Origin of the sequence: Xanthomonas sp. LF06-19, assembly GCF_034105425.1 — a bacterium.
In the GTDB taxonomy this organism is placed as follows: domain Bacteria; phylum Pseudomonadota; class Gammaproteobacteria; order Xanthomonadales; family Xanthomonadaceae; genus Xanthomonas_A; species Xanthomonas_A sontii.
This window is the reverse complement of record NZ_JAXGGH010000003.1, coordinates 343442-357592: the sequence shown is the minus strand read 5'-3', so window position 1 is coordinate 357592 and position 14151 is coordinate 343442. Positions and strand designations below refer to the sequence as shown.

General features: G+C 70.5%; 16 protein-coding genes. 6 read left to right on the top strand and 10 right to left on the bottom strand.

Annotation, left to right across the window (positions count from 1 at the left end; genetic code table 11):
* Positions 1-15: 15 nt before the first annotated feature.
* From SLW55_RS08540 to SLW55_RS08530, 3 genes are all read left to right on the top strand, one after another.
* A complete protein-coding gene (locus SLW55_RS08540; protein WP_295910214.1) occupies positions 16-831 on the top strand; it encodes an NAD(P)-dependent oxidoreductase in 816 nt (271 codons plus the stop codon).
* Positions 832-1030: 199 nt separating this feature from the next.
* A complete protein-coding gene (locus SLW55_RS08535; protein ID WP_193312543.1) occupies positions 1031-2191 on the top strand; it encodes an ROK family transcriptional regulator in 1161 nt (386 codons plus the stop codon).
* A 117-nt stretch (positions 2192-2308) separates the two neighbouring features.
* Positions 2309-2731, top strand: a complete 423-nt coding sequence (locus tag SLW55_RS08530) for a VOC family protein (protein WP_017910492.1) — start codon at positions 2309-2311, stop codon at positions 2729-2731.
* A 4-nt stretch (positions 2732-2735) separates the two neighbouring features.
* Here the strand turns inward: SLW55_RS08530 and SLW55_RS08525 are convergent, their stop codons facing one another.
* Entirely contained in the window at positions 2736-3605 is an 870-nt protein-coding gene (locus SLW55_RS08525; protein ID WP_017913432.1) for an ion transporter, read from the bottom strand.
* 321 nt (positions 3606-3926) lie between these two features.
* On the opposite strand from SLW55_RS08525, the gene SLW55_RS08520 reads away from it, so the two are divergent.
* Positions 3927-5159: an acetylornithine transaminase gene (locus SLW55_RS08520; RefSeq protein ID WP_043094856.1), complete on the top strand. Its 1233-nt coding sequence runs from the start codon at positions 3927-3929 to the stop codon at positions 5157-5159.
* A 9-nt stretch (positions 5160-5168) separates the two neighbouring features.
* Here the strand turns inward: SLW55_RS08520 and SLW55_RS08515 are convergent, their stop codons facing one another.
* Positions 5169-5786 carry an HAD-IA family hydrolase gene (locus SLW55_RS08515; RefSeq protein WP_267122516.1) on the bottom strand — a complete coding sequence of 206 codons (618 nt, stop codon included), beginning with the start codon at positions 5784-5786 and terminating at the stop codon, positions 5169-5171.
* Between the two features lie 227 nt (positions 5787-6013).
* Here SLW55_RS08515 and azu point away from each other — a divergent pair, with 227 nt between their 5' ends.
* The gene (azu, locus tag SLW55_RS08510; protein ID WP_152246108.1) at positions 6014-6469 is read left to right on the top strand and encodes an azurin; all 456 of its coding nucleotides are present in this window, start codon (positions 6014-6016) and stop codon (positions 6467-6469) included.
* A 73-nt stretch (positions 6470-6542) separates the two neighbouring features.
* On the opposite strand, the gene hemL is transcribed toward azu, so the two are convergent.
* Positions 6543-7835 (bottom strand): glutamate-1-semialdehyde 2,1-aminomutase, encoded by a 1293-nt coding sequence (gene hemL, locus SLW55_RS08505; protein ID WP_320744952.1) that lies wholly within the window; start codon positions 7833-7835, stop codon positions 6543-6545.
* 785 nt (positions 7836-8620) lie between these two features.
* Positions 8621-9244, bottom strand: coding sequence for a thiamine phosphate synthase (gene thiE / locus SLW55_RS08500; RefSeq protein WP_320744951.1), 624 nt, complete (start codon positions 9242-9244; stop codon positions 8621-8623).
* A gap of 14 nt (positions 9245-9258) precedes the next feature.
* Between thiE and SLW55_RS08495 the strand changes: the two genes are divergently transcribed.
* Entirely contained in the window at positions 9259-9504 is a 246-nt protein-coding gene (locus SLW55_RS08495; RefSeq protein ID WP_223875626.1) for a rubredoxin, read from the top strand.
* A gap of 272 nt (positions 9505-9776) precedes the next feature.
* Here the strand turns inward: SLW55_RS08495 and SLW55_RS08490 are convergent, their stop codons facing one another.
* The 6 genes from SLW55_RS08490 to SLW55_RS08465 all read right to left on the bottom strand — a co-directional run bounded on the left by SLW55_RS08490 (position 9777) and on the right by SLW55_RS08465 (position 14026).
* Complete coding sequence (locus SLW55_RS08490) at positions 9777-10622, bottom strand: SirB1 family protein (protein ID WP_152181006.1); 846 nt, start codon at positions 10620-10622, stop codon at positions 9777-9779.
* A gap of 118 nt (positions 10623-10740) precedes the next feature.
* Complete coding sequence (locus SLW55_RS08485) at positions 10741-11193, bottom strand: DUF192 domain-containing protein (protein ID WP_152240006.1); 453 nt, start codon at positions 11191-11193, stop codon at positions 10741-10743.
* A gap of 165 nt (positions 11194-11358) precedes the next feature.
* Positions 11359-12006: a ribose-5-phosphate isomerase RpiA gene (gene rpiA, locus SLW55_RS08480; protein WP_152240005.1), complete on the bottom strand. Its 648-nt coding sequence runs from the start codon at positions 12004-12006 to the stop codon at positions 11359-11361.
* Between the two features lie 100 nt (positions 12007-12106).
* Positions 12107-12577, bottom strand: coding sequence for an EVE domain-containing protein (locus tag SLW55_RS08475; protein WP_017910441.1), 471 nt, complete (start codon positions 12575-12577; stop codon positions 12107-12109).
* Positions 12574-13167, bottom strand: a complete 594-nt coding sequence (locus SLW55_RS08470; RefSeq protein WP_320744950.1) for a 5-formyltetrahydrofolate cyclo-ligase — start codon at positions 13165-13167, stop codon at positions 12574-12576. The genes SLW55_RS08475 and SLW55_RS08470 overlap by 4 nt, the downstream gene beginning before the upstream one ends.
* 79 nt (positions 13168-13246) lie before the next feature.
* Positions 13247-14026 carry a thioesterase family protein gene (locus tag SLW55_RS08465; protein WP_320744949.1) on the bottom strand — a complete coding sequence of 260 codons (780 nt, stop codon included), beginning with the start codon at positions 14024-14026 and terminating at the stop codon, positions 13247-13249.
* Positions 14027-14151: the final 125 nt, after the last annotated feature.

Sequence of the window (14151 nt, the reverse complement as noted above, 5' to 3'; positions counted from 1 at the left end):
CCCATTCCCACTCAAATGACCCTGAAAGGCAAAACCCTCCTAATCACCGGCGCCTCGCGCGGCATCGGGCTGGCGATCGCGCTGCGGGCGGCGCGCGATGGCGCCAATGTGGCGATCGCGGCGAAATCGGCGGTGCCCAATCCCAAGCTGCCCGGCACCATCCACACCGCCGCGGCGGCGGTGGAGGCGGCCGGTGGGCGCGCGCTGGCGCTGAAGTGCGACATCCGCGAGGAGGAGCAGGTGCGTGCGACGGTGGCGGCGACGGTGGAGGCCTTCGGCGGCATCGACATCCTGGTCAACAACGCCAGCGCGATCTGGCTGCGCGGTGTGCTGGAGACGCCGATGAAGCGCTTCGACCTGATGCAGCAGGTCAACGCGCGCGGCAGTTTCCTGTGCGCGCAGGCCTGCCTGCCGCACCTGCTGCGCAGCGCCAACCCGCACATCCTGACCCTGGCGCCGCCGCCGTCGCTGGACCCGAAGTGGTGGGCGCCGCATACCGGCTACACGCTGGCGAAGATGGGCATGAGCTTCGTCACCCTCGGCCTGGCCGGCGAGTTCGGCCCGCAGGGCGTTGCCGTCAATGCGCTGTGGCCGCGCACGTTGATCGCCACCGAGGCGCTGAACATGATCCCTGGCGTCGAGGCCGGCAACGGCCGCCGCCCGGAGATCATGGCCGACGCCGCGCACGCCGTGCTGACCCGGCCGGCGGCCGGTTTCTATGGCCAGTTCCTGATCGACGACGCGGTGCTGGCCGAGGCGGGCGTGCACGACCTGTCCGGCTACGCGCTGGATCCGTCGCAGCCGATGCTGCCGGATCTGTTCCTAGACTGAGACCCGGCGTGGCCGTGGTGCCGGGTGTGCCGCGGCCGCGCGTTGCGGGCGTTGCGGGCGTTGCGGGCGTTGCGAGGCCATGATCGCTACGCGCGGCGACGCGTTGCAAAAACGCTCTGTTCCATCCGATCGCGTTCGCTGCCGCGATGACCACGCGCGGCGCGGCTATGCTGCCCGGGTCTTGATGCCACCGCCGCCCATGCCCGCTCCAGTCGCCGTCGCCCTGCCGCGTCTTCCCGAGTCCCGCCACGCCATCCACGCCGATCTCAGCGACAACGAGCGGCACATGCTCGATCGCCTGCGCCTGGCCGGCACCGCCACCCGCGCCGATCTCAGCCGCAGCACCGGGCTGACCGTGCAGTCGGCGGTGCGCCTGGTCGACGCGCTGGCCGAGCGCGGCCTAGTCGCGATCGGTGCCTCGCTGGCGCACGCGGGCCGCGGCAAGCCGGGCGCGGGCATCGCGCTCAATCCCGGCTACGGCCATACCGTCGGCTATGCGATCGCGACGGATGCGCTGTCGCTGGCATTGCTGGATTTCAGCGGGCAGATCCGCGGCACCGCCGAACATGCGCTGCGCTCGACCGAGCCGGCCGCACTGCTGGCGCAACTGCGCGAGGCCGATGCGGCGCTGACCGCGGCGGCCGGCGCCGGGCTGGGTCCGCGCCTGGGCGCGGGGGTGGCGATGACCGGCTTCTTCGTCGAGGACGGTGTGCACATGAATCCGCCCGAGCCGCTGCGCGCGCTGGGCGAGCTGTCGATCGGCGACTGGCTGGCCGAGGCGCTGGGCCTGCCGGTGTGGGTGGACAACGACGGCACGGTGGCGGCGGCGGGCGAGAGCCTGCTCGGCATCGGCCGCCAATACCGCGACTTCGCCTATCTGCACTTCAATTACGGCCTGGGCGGTGGCGTGGTGATCGACGGCACCTGCCTGCGCGGCGCGCACGGCAACGCCGGCGAATTCGCCGGCATGCTGCCGCAGCAGGGGCTGGAGCGCGGCACGCTGGAACTGTTGCGGCAACTGCTGGCCGAGGACGGCATCGCGCTGCCCGACATCCGCGCGCTGCTGGCCGCCTACGATCCGGCGTGGCCCGCGATCGAGCGCTGGATCGCGCGGGTGGCGCCGGGCCTGTCGCTGATCGTGTCGGCGATCGTGGCGATCTTCGATCCGCAGGCGGTGGTGTTCGGCGGGCGCATGCCGCGCGAGCTGGCGACGCGGCTGATTCCGCACGTGCGCATCGACAACCAGCCGCGCCGCGGCCAGGCGCGGCCGTTGCCGCGGCTGCTGCCGGCCGCCGCCACCGCCGATGCCAGCGCGGTGGGCGCGGCGGCGCTGCCGTTGAAGGCCTGCTATTTCCGCTGAACCGGTCCCGCTGCGGCGTCGCCATGCCTGCACGCCGCCGGCGCTACCCTATGCGCCCTTTCCGCGCGCCATTGCGGTACGGCGCGCGTCCCATCCCCCACCCTCGGAGTTGTCACGATGAAATACCTGCACGCCATGATCCGCGTCCACGACCTGGAGAAGACCAGCACGTTCTTCACCGAAGGTCTGGGCCTGCACGAAACCCGCCGCATCGAGAACGAAGCCGGCAAGTTCACCCTGGTGTATTTCGGCGCGCCGGAGAACCCGGAAGCCGAGGTCGAACTGACCTACAACTGGGGCTCGGACGAGGACTACGGCAGCGCCCGCAACTTCGGCCACCTGGCCTTCGAGGTCGACGACATCTACGCCCTCTGCGCGCACCTGCAGTCGCTCGGCGTGACCATCAACCGTCCGCCTCGCGACGGGCGCATGGCCTTCGTGCGCAGCCCGGACCTGATCTCGATCGAGCTGCTGCAGAAGGGCGAGGCGCTGGCGCCGGCCGAGCCGTGGGCGTCGATGCCGAACACGGGCGTCTGGTAAGGGCTCAGGGCACCGTCTCGGGCAACGCCTGGCCGCAGCCCCGGCAATAGCCGGCGTTGCGGTCGTGGCCGTGCAGGCCGCAGTGCGCGCAGGTGCGCCGATCCGGCGCGCGGCTGCGGTCGGCATCGCGCAGGCTGTTGGCCAGTTCCGCGGTGTAGATGCCGGTGGGCACGGCGATGATGCTGTAGCCGATCAGGATCAGCACCGAGGTGATGGCGCGGCCCAGCGGGGTGAGCGGGGCGATGTCGCCGAAGCCGACCGTGGCCATCGTCACCACCGCCCAGTACATCGCGGTGGGGATGCTGGTGAAGCCGTTGGCCGGGCCTTCGACCACGTACATCAACGCGCCGAAGATCACTACCAGTGTGATCACCGTGAACAGGAACACGAACACCTTGCGCCGGCTGCGCCACAACGCATCGACCAGCAGGCTGCTTTCCTCGACGTAGCGGGTCAGCTTGAGGATGCGGAACAGCCGCAGCACCCGCAGCACGCGCACCACCAGTAGCGTCTGCGCGCCGGGCAGCAGAAACGAGATGTAGGTGGGCAGGATCGACAACAGGTCGATCACGCCCCAGAAGCTCAGCGCATAGCGCAGCGGCCGCTGCACCGTGGCCAGGCGCAAGGCGTACTCGGCGGTGAACAGCACGGTGAAGCCCCACTCCAGCACGTACAGCGCGCCGGCGTAACGGCTGTGCAGCGCCGGCACGCTGTCGACCAGGATCACCGCGACGCTGGCCAGGATCGCCGCGACCAGCAACAGGTCGAAGTTGCGCGAAGGCGTGGTGTCGTGCCGATAGATGATGTCGAACCAGCGGCGCCGCCAGCCGTGCTCGGTCGCCGGGGCGAGCGGGGAATCGAGGAAAAATCGCATGCGCCCATGCTACCCGAGCCGCCTTGCGGTCGCGGGCGCGCGCGCCGCGGCAGGCGGCGTCCTGATCGGATGCGACGCGGCTGCTGGAGAGCCCCCTGTGGGAGGGGCTTCCGCCCCGACGCCGTAGCGCTGACGCGTCGGGACTGAAATCCCTCCCACATGTCGAGCAACGGCGTGGTGGGGTTGCTGCGGCACGCGCGCGGGCGGCGGCGGTGTGGCACAGCAGCCTGCCGCCCCGTCGGTCCAGGCGGCGGCCGGCAGTCCCCGGCCGTGCGCTGCCGGCGGTCTTATAATCGGCGTTTTCCCCGCAGGACTGCCTCGATGACCGCTTCTTCCGCCGCGGAGCTGATCGCCCTCGGCCAACGCTACGCGCTGCCGATCTACCGTCCGCGCCAACTGGTGCTGGAGCGCGGCCAGGGCGCGCGGGTGTGGGACAGCGAGGGGCGCGACTACATCGACCTGTCCGCCGGCATCGCCGTGTGCGGGCTCGGCCACAACGATCCGGACCTGCAGGCGGCGCTCCTCGAACAGGCCGGCAAGCTGTGGCACACCAGCAACGTGTTCTACAGCGAGCCGCCGCTGCGCCTGGTCGAGGAACTGGTGGTGGCCTCGCGCTTCGCGGAGAAGGCCTACCTGTGCAATTCCGGCGCCGAGGCCAACGAGGCGGCGATCAAGCTGGTGCGCAAGTGGGCCACCGCCCAGGGCCGTCCGCCGCAGCGGCGGGTGATCGTCACCTTCCGCGGCAGCTTCCATGGCCGCACCCTGGCCGCGGTGACCGCCACCGCGCAGCCCAAGTACCAGGAAGGCTACGAGCCGCTGCCCGGCGGTTTCCGCTACGTCGACTTCAACGACATCGTGCAGCTGGAAACGGCGATGGCCGCCGGCGACGTGGCCGCGGTGATGCTGGAGCCGGTGCAGGGCGAGGGCGGGGTGATGCCGGCGGCGCCGGGCTTCCTGGCGCAGGTGCGGGCCCTGTGCGACCACCACGGCGCGCTGCTGGTGCTGGACGAGATCCAGTGCGGCATGGGCCGCACCGGTACCCTGTTCGCGCACTGGCAGGACCAGGTCGTCCCCGACATCGTGACCCTGGCCAAGGCGCTGGGCGGCGGCTTCCCGATCGGCGCGCTGCTGGCCGGGCCGAAGGTCGCCGAGACCATGCAGTTCGGCGCGCACGGCACCACCTTCGGCGGCAACCCGCTGGCCGCGGCGGTGGCGCGGGTGGCGCTGCGCAAGCTGGCCTCGACGGCGATCGCCGCCAACGTGTCGCGGCAATCGGCGGCGCTGCGTGCCGGCCTGGCGGCGCTCAACGACGAGTTCGCGTTGTTCTCGCAGGTTCGCGGCCGCGGGCTGATGCTGGGTGCGGTGCTGGCGCCGGCGCATGCCGGACAGGCCGGCGCCATCCTCGACCACGCCGCCGCGCACGGTTTGCTGACCCTGCAGGCGGGCCCGGACGTGCTGCGCTTCGTGCCTGCGCTCAACCTCACCGATGCCGAACTGGGCGAAGGCCTGGCGCGGTTGCGCAGCGCGCTGCGCGCCTACCTCGCCGCGCGCTGAGTCGGCGACTCAGCCCAGGCCGTGCCGCGCCAGCGCGCGGCGCAGGGCGCGCGCGCCGCTGGCGGTTTCCGCGGCCATGCCGATCGCGCGGGCGCCGCGCACGTTGACGAACAGGTCGTCGATGAACAGCGCCTGCCGCGGGGCGACATCGAAGTGCGCCAGCGCGTGCCGATATACCGTTGCCTCCGGCTTGCGCCCGCCCAGGCGGCCGCTGCACAGCACGCGCCCGTGCAGCAGCGGGAACAGCGCGGGCACGATCTGCGGCATCGCCTGCGCCATCAGCGCACCGTTGTTGGTCAGCACGCCGATGGCCACGCGCTCGGCCAGTGCCAGCACCTGCGCGACCACACCGGCGTCGGCGCGGCTGGCCGCCACCCGCGCGGCGATCCACGCATCCGCGTCCACGGCGGCGCCCAGGCCCGCGCTCAATCGCTGCAGGTAGGCGGCGGTGTCGAGTTCGCCGCCGTCGTAGGCGGTCTCCAATCCGGAACCGAACAGGACCTCGCGCACCTGTGCGGCCTCGCAGCGGCAGTGCGCGGCCAGCGCGGCGATGCGGTCGGCACGCGTGTAGCGCGCCAGCACGCCGTCGAAATCGAGCAGCAGCAACGCCGGCCGCGCGCGGGTCATTGCGGACATGAGGAGACCTGGGTGAGTGGCGGCTGGCGTGGCGCGGGAGCAGCGAAGCTCACGCCGCTCTGCGGGGTCGCCGCCGCGTGCCGCCGCGCGTGCCGATGATGCAATGCGCCATCGCTTGTCGTTGACAAGCCATCGCGGGCCGGCGGACAGTCGGGGCACGCCGCCACGCGCGCGACCTGCCGTGGCGCAGTGTTGTCTTTCTTGCCGAGGAACCCGCCTTGAACACCAAGCTTCCATCCCTGCTGCTCGTCCTTGCCGGCCTCGCGTTCGCGCCTGCCGCCTGGGCCAAGACCTGCGCGGTGACCATCACCGGCACCGACCAGATGTCCTACGACCAGACCCAGATCAAGGTCGCGGCCGATTGCACCGAGGTGGCGGTGACGCTCAAGCACAGCGGCAAGCTCGCCGCCGCGGTGATGGGCCACAACTGGGTGCTGACCAAGACCCCGGATTTCCAGGCGGTGGCCAATGCCGGCACCAGTTCCAGCCTGGCCGACAACTACCTGCCCAAGAACGATCCGCGGATCATCGCCCACACCAAGGTGATCGGCGCCGGGCAGTCGGACACGGTCAAGTTCTCCACCGCCAAGCTCAGCAAGGGCGGGGACTACACCTTCTTCTGCTCGTTCCCGGGACACTGGGCGGTGATGAAGGGCAAGTTCGTGTTCGGCTGATCCAGCGCAGCGGCGCGGCGCCGGCCATCGGCGCCGCGCGTTGTCGTCATGCCAGGGTCGTGGCACCGGCATCTCAGCCGGCGGCGACCACCGCGAACGCCTCGCGCGCCGCGGCCAGGGTGGCCTCCAGCACGTCCTGGTCGTGCGCACTGGAGACGAAGCCGGCCTCGTAGGCCGACGGTGCCAGGAACACACCGCGCTCCAGCATCGCGTGGAAGAAGCGGTTGAACGCGGCGGTGTCGCAGGCAGTGGCCTGCGCATAGGTCTCCACCTTCTCGGTGGTGAAGAACAGCCCGAACATCGCGCCGACCTGGTTGGTGGTGACCGCCACGCCGGCCGCCGCCGCAGCGGCTTCCAGGCCGGCGCACAGCTGCGCGGTGGCCGCGTCCAGGCGCTGGTGGAAGCCCGGTTCCTGGATCAGTTCCAGCATCGCCAGCCCGGCGGCCATCGCCACCGGATTGCCGCTGAGCGTGCCGGCCTGGTAGATCGGCCCGGACGGCGCCACCTGCCGCATCAGGTCGGCGCGCCCGCCATAGGCGCCCACCGGCATGCCGCCACCGATGATCTTGCCGAAGGTGGTCAGGTCCGGCGTGACTCCGTAGTGCGCCTGCGCGCCGCCCAGGGCGACGCGGAACCCGGTCATCACCTCGTCGAAGATCAGCAGCGCGCCGTGCTGCGTGCACAGGTCGCGCAGGTGCTGCAGATAGCCCGGACGCGGCGGGATGCAGTTGGCGTTGCCGACCACGGGCTCGATGATGACCGCGGCGATCTCGTGGCCGATCTCCTCGAACAGCGCAGTGGCGCCCTCGGCGTCGTTGTAGGCCAGGGTGGCGGTGAGTTCGCTCAGGCCGGCCGGCACGCCCGGCGAGGTCGGCACGCCCAGGGTCAGCATGCCGCTGCCGGCCTTGACCAGGAACGAATCGCCGTGGCCGTGGTAGCAGCCTTCGAACTTGACGATGCGGTTGCGCCCGGTGGCGCCGCGCGCCAGGCGCACCGCCGACAGCGTGGCTTCGGTGCCGGAGTTGACCATGCGCACCATCTCGCAGGACGGCACCAGCCGGGTGATGGTCTGCGCCATCGTCACCTCGGCCGGGCATGGCGCGCCGAACGACAGCCCATCGCCGATCGCACGCTGCACCGCCTCACGCACCGCCGGATGGTTGTGCCCGGCGATCATCGGCCCCCACGAGCCCACGTAGTCGATGTAGTGGTTGCCGTCGACGTCGTACAGGTACGGGCCATCGGCGCGCTGCACGAAGAACGGCTCGCCGCCCACCGACTTGAAGGCGCGCACCGGCGAATTGACGCCGCCGGGAATCAGCGACTGCGCTTGGGCGAACAGGGCGTGCGAGCGGGAATGGGTCATGAGCGGAAATCCTTGGCGATGCTGGCCAGGCCGACCGGCCGGGCGCGGAGCGAGGCCGTCTATTGTCGCGGCTGCCGCCGGTGTACGCCATGTCGTCGATCCTGCCGCAGCCGGCGCCACGCCGTGGATTTGCTTCAAGCCCCTCTCCCACCGGGAGAGGGGTTGGGGTGAGGGGCCGGCGCGCAGCGACGCGCGATGTTTTGGGTGCACGAGGCTGCGCCCGTACCCTCAGCCGCCCCTGCGGGGCACCTTCCCCCGAAAAGGGGGCCATGGTCCCGGAGGGAGAAGGAAGAGGCCAAAGCCCCTCTCCCATCGGGAGAGGGGTTGGGGTGAGGGTCCGGCGCGCAGCGACGCGCGATGTTTGGGTGCATGAGGCTGCGCACGTACCCTCATCCGCTCCTGCGGGGCACCTTCCCCCGAAAAGGGGGCCATGGTCCCGGAGGAAGAAGGAAGAGGCCAAAGCCCCTCTCCCACCGGGAGAGGGGTTGGGGTGAGGGTCCGGCGCGGAGCGACGCGCGATGTTTGGGTGTACGAGGCTGCGCTCGCACCCTCATCCGCCCCTTCGGGGCACCTTCTCCCACAGGGATAAGGAACAACGCTAGCCCCTCTCCCGTCGAGAGAGGGGTTGGGGTGAGGGTCCGGCGCGGAGCGACGCGCGGTGTTTGGGTGCATGAGGCTGCGCTCGTACCCTCATCCGCCCCTTCGGGGCACCTTCTCCCGCAGGGAGAAGGAACAGCGTTAAGCCCCTCTCCCACAGGGAGAGGGGTTGGGGTGAAGCGCTTGCCTCAGTCGAAACAGGCGCGGTACGCGGCCAGTGCCGCGCGCGGATCGGGCGCATCGAACACGCCGCTGATCACCGCCAGCAGATCGGCGCCGGCCGCCACCAGCGGCCGCGCGTTGTCCGGCGTGAGGCCGCCGATCGCCACGCGCGGCAGGCCCAGCGCTGCCGCACCGCGCAGCAGGTCGGGCGTGGCGCGGCGCGTGGTGACCTTGCTGCGGGTGGGGAAGAAGGCGCCGAAGGCGACATAGCTGGCGCCAGCCGCCGCGGCGTTGCGGGCCAGGGTCAGATCGTCGTAACAGGAGGCGCCGATCAATGCCTGCGGCCCGAGCGCGGCGCGCGCGGCGGCCAGATCGCCGTCGTCCTCGCCCAGGTGCACGCCGGCCGCGCCCACCGCCTGCGCCAGCGCGACGTCGTCGTTGACGATCAGCGGCACGCCGGCCTGTGCGCACAGCGTTTGCAGCGCCGCGGCCTGCTCGCGCCGTTGCGCCGCGTCGGCGCGCTTGTTGCGGTATTGCAGCCAGGTCACGCCCTGGTCCAGCAGCGGCGCCACCCGTGCCAGCAGATGCGCGCCGTCGGCCTCGTCGGGGGTGATCAGGTACACGCCGCGCGGCGCCGGGGATGCGTTCATGGCCAAGCCTTCCGATGCGTCGGCGGCGATGGGACAATGCCGTTCCGACTGTGACCTGCGATTATCCAATGAGCGACGCCAGCGCCACCACCTATCGCACCTGGATGTGCGTCGTCTGCGGGTTCATCTACAACGAGGCCGACGGCCTGCCGGAAGAAGGCATCGCCCCCGGCACCCGCTGGGACGACGTGCCCGACACCTGGACCTGCCCGGACTGCGGCGTGACCAAGGACGATTTCGAGATGGTGGAGATGGATTGACGGCTGGGATTGGAGAATGGGGAATCGGGAGTGGGACAGCGACTCCCGTGCCTTGTAGGCTTCACGCGGCGGCCAGTTTCAGGGCTGGCAGGCAGACATCGCGAGGCCGGGTTGTCGGATCGCAAGGCCGATACTCGGGAGAGCCGCATGTCCGCCGACGTTCGATGATCGATTCGGTCGGTTATCCATGACGGCTTGATCAGGTCAGCAACCTCTGAGCCTCAGGGCATGCGCTTTTCCCATTCCCGATTCCCCTCTCCCCATTCCCAGCGTCAATGCATCCGCTGCGCGCGCGCGCTCAGTTCCACCAGGCGCTCGCGGATCGGCAAGGCGTCGGAGGCTTCGGGGTTCAATTGCAGATAGCGGCCCAAGTCGCGGCGCGCGCCGGGGACGTAATCCATCTGCAGGTAGGCCATGCCGCGGTCGCGCAGGGCTTCGGGCTGGTCCGGCATCAGCTTGAGCACGCGGTCGGCGCTGCGTGCGGCGCGGTCCCACTCGTCGCGTTCGGCGTATAGGCCATGCAGGTTGCGCAGGACCCGGGCGAGGATCGCGCGGTGCGGCGCCGGGTCCAGGATCTGCAGCAGCGCGCGGTCGTCCGGGCTTTCGCCGCCCATGTGCGGCCGCGCGCGCTCGCGCAGTTCCTCCACCGCCAGCGGACGCCCGCCGTTGAACGGGTCCATCACCAGCAGGCCGTCGTCCACCGGCAGGCGCACCAGGAAATGCCCCGGGAAGGACACGCCGTCGAGCGGGATGTCCAGGCGCCGCGCCACGTCCATCTGCACCAGCGCCAGCGAGATCGGGTTGCCCAGGCGCCGCTCGAACACCTGGTTCATGTAGCTGTTGCGCGGGTCGTAATACTCGTCGTGGTTGCCGCTATAGCCCAGTTCTTCGAACAGGTGGCGATTGATCGCCGCCATCTTCAGCGGCCACTGCTCGATCATCGCCACCTCGTGCCGCAGGTGGTCGGCATGACTCTGCGCCAGGGTGTCGTAATGGGTGGCGTCCAGCTCCGGATACTCGTCGCGGGCGATCAGCAGGGCGGTCGCCAGCAGCGGCAGGGCATCGTCATCTAGTGCGGCCAGGGTATTCCAGCTCGGCAATGTCAATGGGGCGGCCATGGCCCAAGACTGGCGGCAAAGCCGGGTCCGATCAAGTCCGGCCGTTCCCGACAGCGGTGTCGGGTTCAGCGCCGTGGTCGCGGGGCCTTTTCCCGACGCCGCCGGCACCGTTGACGGATCAGTGGCCCTGCGGAATTCCCGGGCCGAAACGCAGTTCGGTGCCGTCCTGCAGCTTCAACTGCTCGGCCTGGCCGGCGTTGAGTTCGAGCACGTAGCGCGCCGGCGCGTTGCTCGGGTAGGGCGGGCAGGCGTCGCCGGCCGAGCACGGCGGCACGTCGCGCTGCTGCGCCACCAGCTTGCGCTGGTTGTCGAAGTACAGGATGTCCAGCGGGATCTTGGTGTTCTTCATCCAGTACGCCTGCGGTTCCTCGCGGTCGTGGATGAACAGCATGCCGTGGTCGGCTTCCATCTGGTCGCGGAACATCAGCCCGCGCGCGCGCGTCGCATCGTTCTGCGCCAGTTCCACTTCGTAGCGATGTCCGCCCAGTTCCACCCAATGGTCGCCACCGGCGCTGGCGCAACCGCTGAGGGCAAGCAGGAGAAGGACGCAGAGCGCGCGGAAGAGGGACATGGGCGGACCAGGGCAGGGAGGACAGCGCGCACCTTGTTGCATGGTGCGTGTGGCGTCAAGAGCGGGGATTGGGGATTCGGGATTGGGGATTCGCAAGAGCCAGGATTCTCGCTTTTACGAATCCCCAATCACGAATCCCCAATCCCGCGCGCGCGCCAGCGCGCGTCAAAAGACGCGCGGCGGCTCGCCACCGACGATCACCACGTCGGCCGGGCGGCGTGCGAACAGGCCGACGCAGACCACGCCCGGGATCTGGTTCAGTTCGCGCTCCAGCGCCACCGGGTCGGTGATCGACAGGTGGTGCACGTCCAGCACCACGTTGCCGTTGTCGGTGATCACGCCGTCGCGCCAGACCGGCTGGCCGCCGGTGCGCGCCAGGATCTCGCGGGCGACCAGGCTGCGCGCCATCGGGATCACTTCGATCGGCAGCGGGAACGCGCCCAGGGTCTGCACCTGCTTGCTCGGGTCGATGATGCAGATGAAGCGCTCGCTGGCCTCGGCGATGATCTTCTCGCGGGTCAGCGCGGCGCCGCCGCCCTTGATCAGACACTTGTTCGGATCGCACTCGTCGGCACCGTCCACGTACAGCGACAGGTTGCCGGTGTGGTTCAGCTCCAGCACCTCGATGCCGTGCTGGCGCAGGCGCGCGGTGCTCTGCTCGGAACTGGACACCGCGCCCTTGATGCGGTGGCCGATGCGGCCGAGCGCGTCGATGAAATAGGCGACGGTGGAACCGGTGCCGACGCCGACGATCATCCCGTCCTGGACGTAGTCGATGGCTTTCTCGGCGGCAAGACGCTTGGCTTCTGACATTTGGAGAGCTCGGGAGTGGGGATTCGGGATTGGGGATTCGTGAAAAGCGGGTCGGCGGATGGGGCCGGGCGAATCCCCAATCCCCACTCCCGAATCCCGGCTATTCGAGCGAAAGCAGCAGCTTCCACTGCGCGGCGCTGACCGGGAACACCGACAGGCGGTTGCCGCGGGCGACCAGCGGGAAGCCCTCGCCCAGCGCATCGGCGTGCTGCTTGATCTCGTCCAGGGCGATGGTGCGCGCCAGCTTGCGTTCGAACGCCACGTCCACCAGGTACCAGCGCGGCTGCTCCTGGGTGGCCTTGGGGTCGTGGTAGTCGGAGGACGGGTCGAACTGGGTGGCGTCGGGATAGGCCTGGCTGGCCACGCGCGCCACGCCGACGATGCCCGGCACCTTGCAGTTGGAGTGGTAGAACAGGATGCCGTCGCCGACCTTCATGCCGTCGCGCATGAAGTTGCGCGCCTGGTAGTTGCGCACGCCGTTCCAGGGTTCGGTGCCGACCCGCTGCAGGTCGTCGATCGAGAAGGCGTCCGGTTCGGACTTCATCAGCCAATAGCGGGTGCGTGCGGTCATGCGGGGGAATCGGGCGCGGTCGACAGGGTGAGGGATTCGGTGCAGACCGCGTCCAGCGCCACGTCCCAGGCCGCCAGCGGCAAAGCCGCGACCTGTTGCGCGTCGAAGGCGGCCCCGACCAGCCAGGGCGGCGGAGCCTGCCGCTGGCGGAAAGCGAAGCTGCGATCATACCAGCCGCCTCCCATGCCCAGGCGGCCGCCGGCAGTGTCGAAGCCGACCAGTGGCGTCACCACCAGCGCCATCTGCGCCGGCGCCAGGGTCGTGGTCGGGTCGACGTCGGGCTCGGGAATGCCGTAGCGGTTGGCGCGCAGCGGTTGCCCGGGGCGCCACGGCGCGAAGCGCAGGGTGTCGCCGCTGAGCATAGGCAGGCAGTACTGCACCGCCTCCGGCAGCGACAGTTGCCAGCGGTGCAGGGCGATCTCCCCGTCCATCGCCCAGTAGCCGCCGACATGGCCGTGCTGCGGCGCGAACGGCAGGTCCAGCAGTCGCTGTGCCAAGGCATCGGCGGCGGCCAGGCGCACGGGCGCGGTGAGCGCGCGGCGGCGCGCGCGCAGGTCCTGGCGCAGGGAGTCGCGGTCGTCGGCGGTCATCTGGCAGCGGTGGCGAGAGAGGGCGCTATTGTCGGCGTCGGCGCGCGCACTGACCAGCAGGCGCGCGCCGCTGCCGCGATCACGCGTAGAGCGCCACCGTCTGCCGGCCCCACAGCACCAGCCGCCCGGCGCTGTCCCAGATCTGCATGTCCTGCAGCGAGTAGCCGTCCTCGGCATGCAGGCTGGCCGAGCGCAGCAGGAACCAGTCGCCGGCGCTGGCCGGCTGCGGGAAGTCCAGGGTCCAGGTCATCGAGCTGACCGGTGCGGGTGCGGTGAAGCAGGTCATCGCGGCCGGCGGCAGGCAGTCGCCCAGCGCGACCAGAGCCACGCTTGGGTCCACGCCGGCGGCGTCGCGATGGCGCGCCCAGACCAGCAACTCCGGATCGGCCGCGGCGGACAGCGGCAGCGCGCCGCCGGCCAGGCGCATGTCGAAGTTGGCGACGAAGGCCGGCGTCGCCGCGCTGTCGGCGATCGGCGTCGCTTCGTCGGGACCGACCACCGCCGGCCGTGCCGGCAGGAAGTCGTGGGCGATGCGGCTGGCGCGCGGCTGCGCGAACAGCAAGGCCGCGCGCAGGGCGACCTGCCCGTCGGCCAGACAATCGACGCCCACGGAGGTGGCGGACTTGCCCTGGCGCAGCACCTGCGCATCGAAGCGCAGGCTGCCGTCGGCCGGACCGACGAAGCCGATGTGCGCCGACTTCAGCGGCGGCAACGCGGACGGCGCCGTGCGCAGCGCGGCCTGCAGCGCCAGCGCCGCGGACAGGCCGCCGAAGGCGGTGCGGCCTTGTCTCCAACTGGCGGGGACGTCGAATCCCGCGGCGGGGTCGAAGCGGTCGAGGATCTGGGCGAGCGTCGGCAATCCGGGATCTCCGTGATGGGGAGACCAGTATCCCGGGTTTCGGTCGGTGCGAGAACGCGTGGCACCTGCAATGCGCCGGCGGCGACGGCGTGGTGAAGGCGCACGTTGGGGACGCACAAAAGGAA

Coding starts and splice junctions, on each gene's coding strand:
- SLW55_RS08475 (WP_017910441.1), bottom strand. CDS start 12,577: ATGACCGCACGCACCCGCTATTGGCTGATGAAGTCCGAACCGGACGCC.
- SLW55_RS08485 (WP_152240006.1), bottom strand. CDS start 11,193: ATGTCCCTCTTCCGCGCGCTCTGCGTCCTTCTCCTGCTTGCCCTCAGC.
- SLW55_RS08490 (WP_152181006.1), bottom strand. CDS start 10,622: ATGGCCGCCCCATTGACATTGCCGAGCTGGAATACCCTGGCCGCACTA.
- SLW55_RS08495 (WP_223875626.1), top strand. CDS start 9,259: ATGCGTCGGCGGCGATGGGACAATGCCGTTCCGACTGTGACCTGCGAT.
- SLW55_RS08530 (WP_017910492.1), top strand. CDS start 2,309: ATGAAATACCTGCACGCCATGATCCGCGTCCACGACCTGGAGAAGACC.
- SLW55_RS08470 (WP_320744950.1), bottom strand. CDS start 13,167: ATGACCGCCGACGACCGCGACTCCCTGCGCCAGGACCTGCGCGCGCGC.
- thiE (WP_320744951.1), bottom strand. CDS start 9,244: ATGAACGCATCCCCGGCGCCGCGCGGCGTGTACCTGATCACCCCCGAC.
- rpiA (WP_152240005.1), bottom strand. CDS start 12,006: ATGTCAGAAGCCAAGCGTCTTGCCGCCGAGAAAGCCATCGACTACGTC.
- SLW55_RS08515 (WP_267122516.1), bottom strand. CDS start 5,786: ATGACCCGCGCGCGGCCGGCGTTGCTGCTGCTCGATTTCGACGGCGTG.
- hemL (WP_320744952.1), bottom strand. CDS start 7,835: ATGACCCATTCCCGCTCGCACGCCCTGTTCGCCCAAGCGCAGTCGCTG.
- SLW55_RS08525 (WP_017913432.1), bottom strand. CDS start 3,605: ATGCGATTTTTCCTCGATTCCCCGCTCGCCCCGGCGACCGAGCACGGC.
- SLW55_RS08535 (WP_193312543.1), top strand. CDS start 1,031: ATGCCCGCTCCAGTCGCCGTCGCCCTGCCGCGTCTTCCCGAGTCCCGC.
- SLW55_RS08520 (WP_043094856.1), top strand. CDS start 3,927: ATGACCGCTTCTTCCGCCGCGGAGCTGATCGCCCTCGGCCAACGCTAC.
- SLW55_RS08540 (WP_295910214.1), top strand. CDS start 16: ATGACCCTGAAAGGCAAAACCCTCCTAATCACCGGCGCCTCGCGCGGC.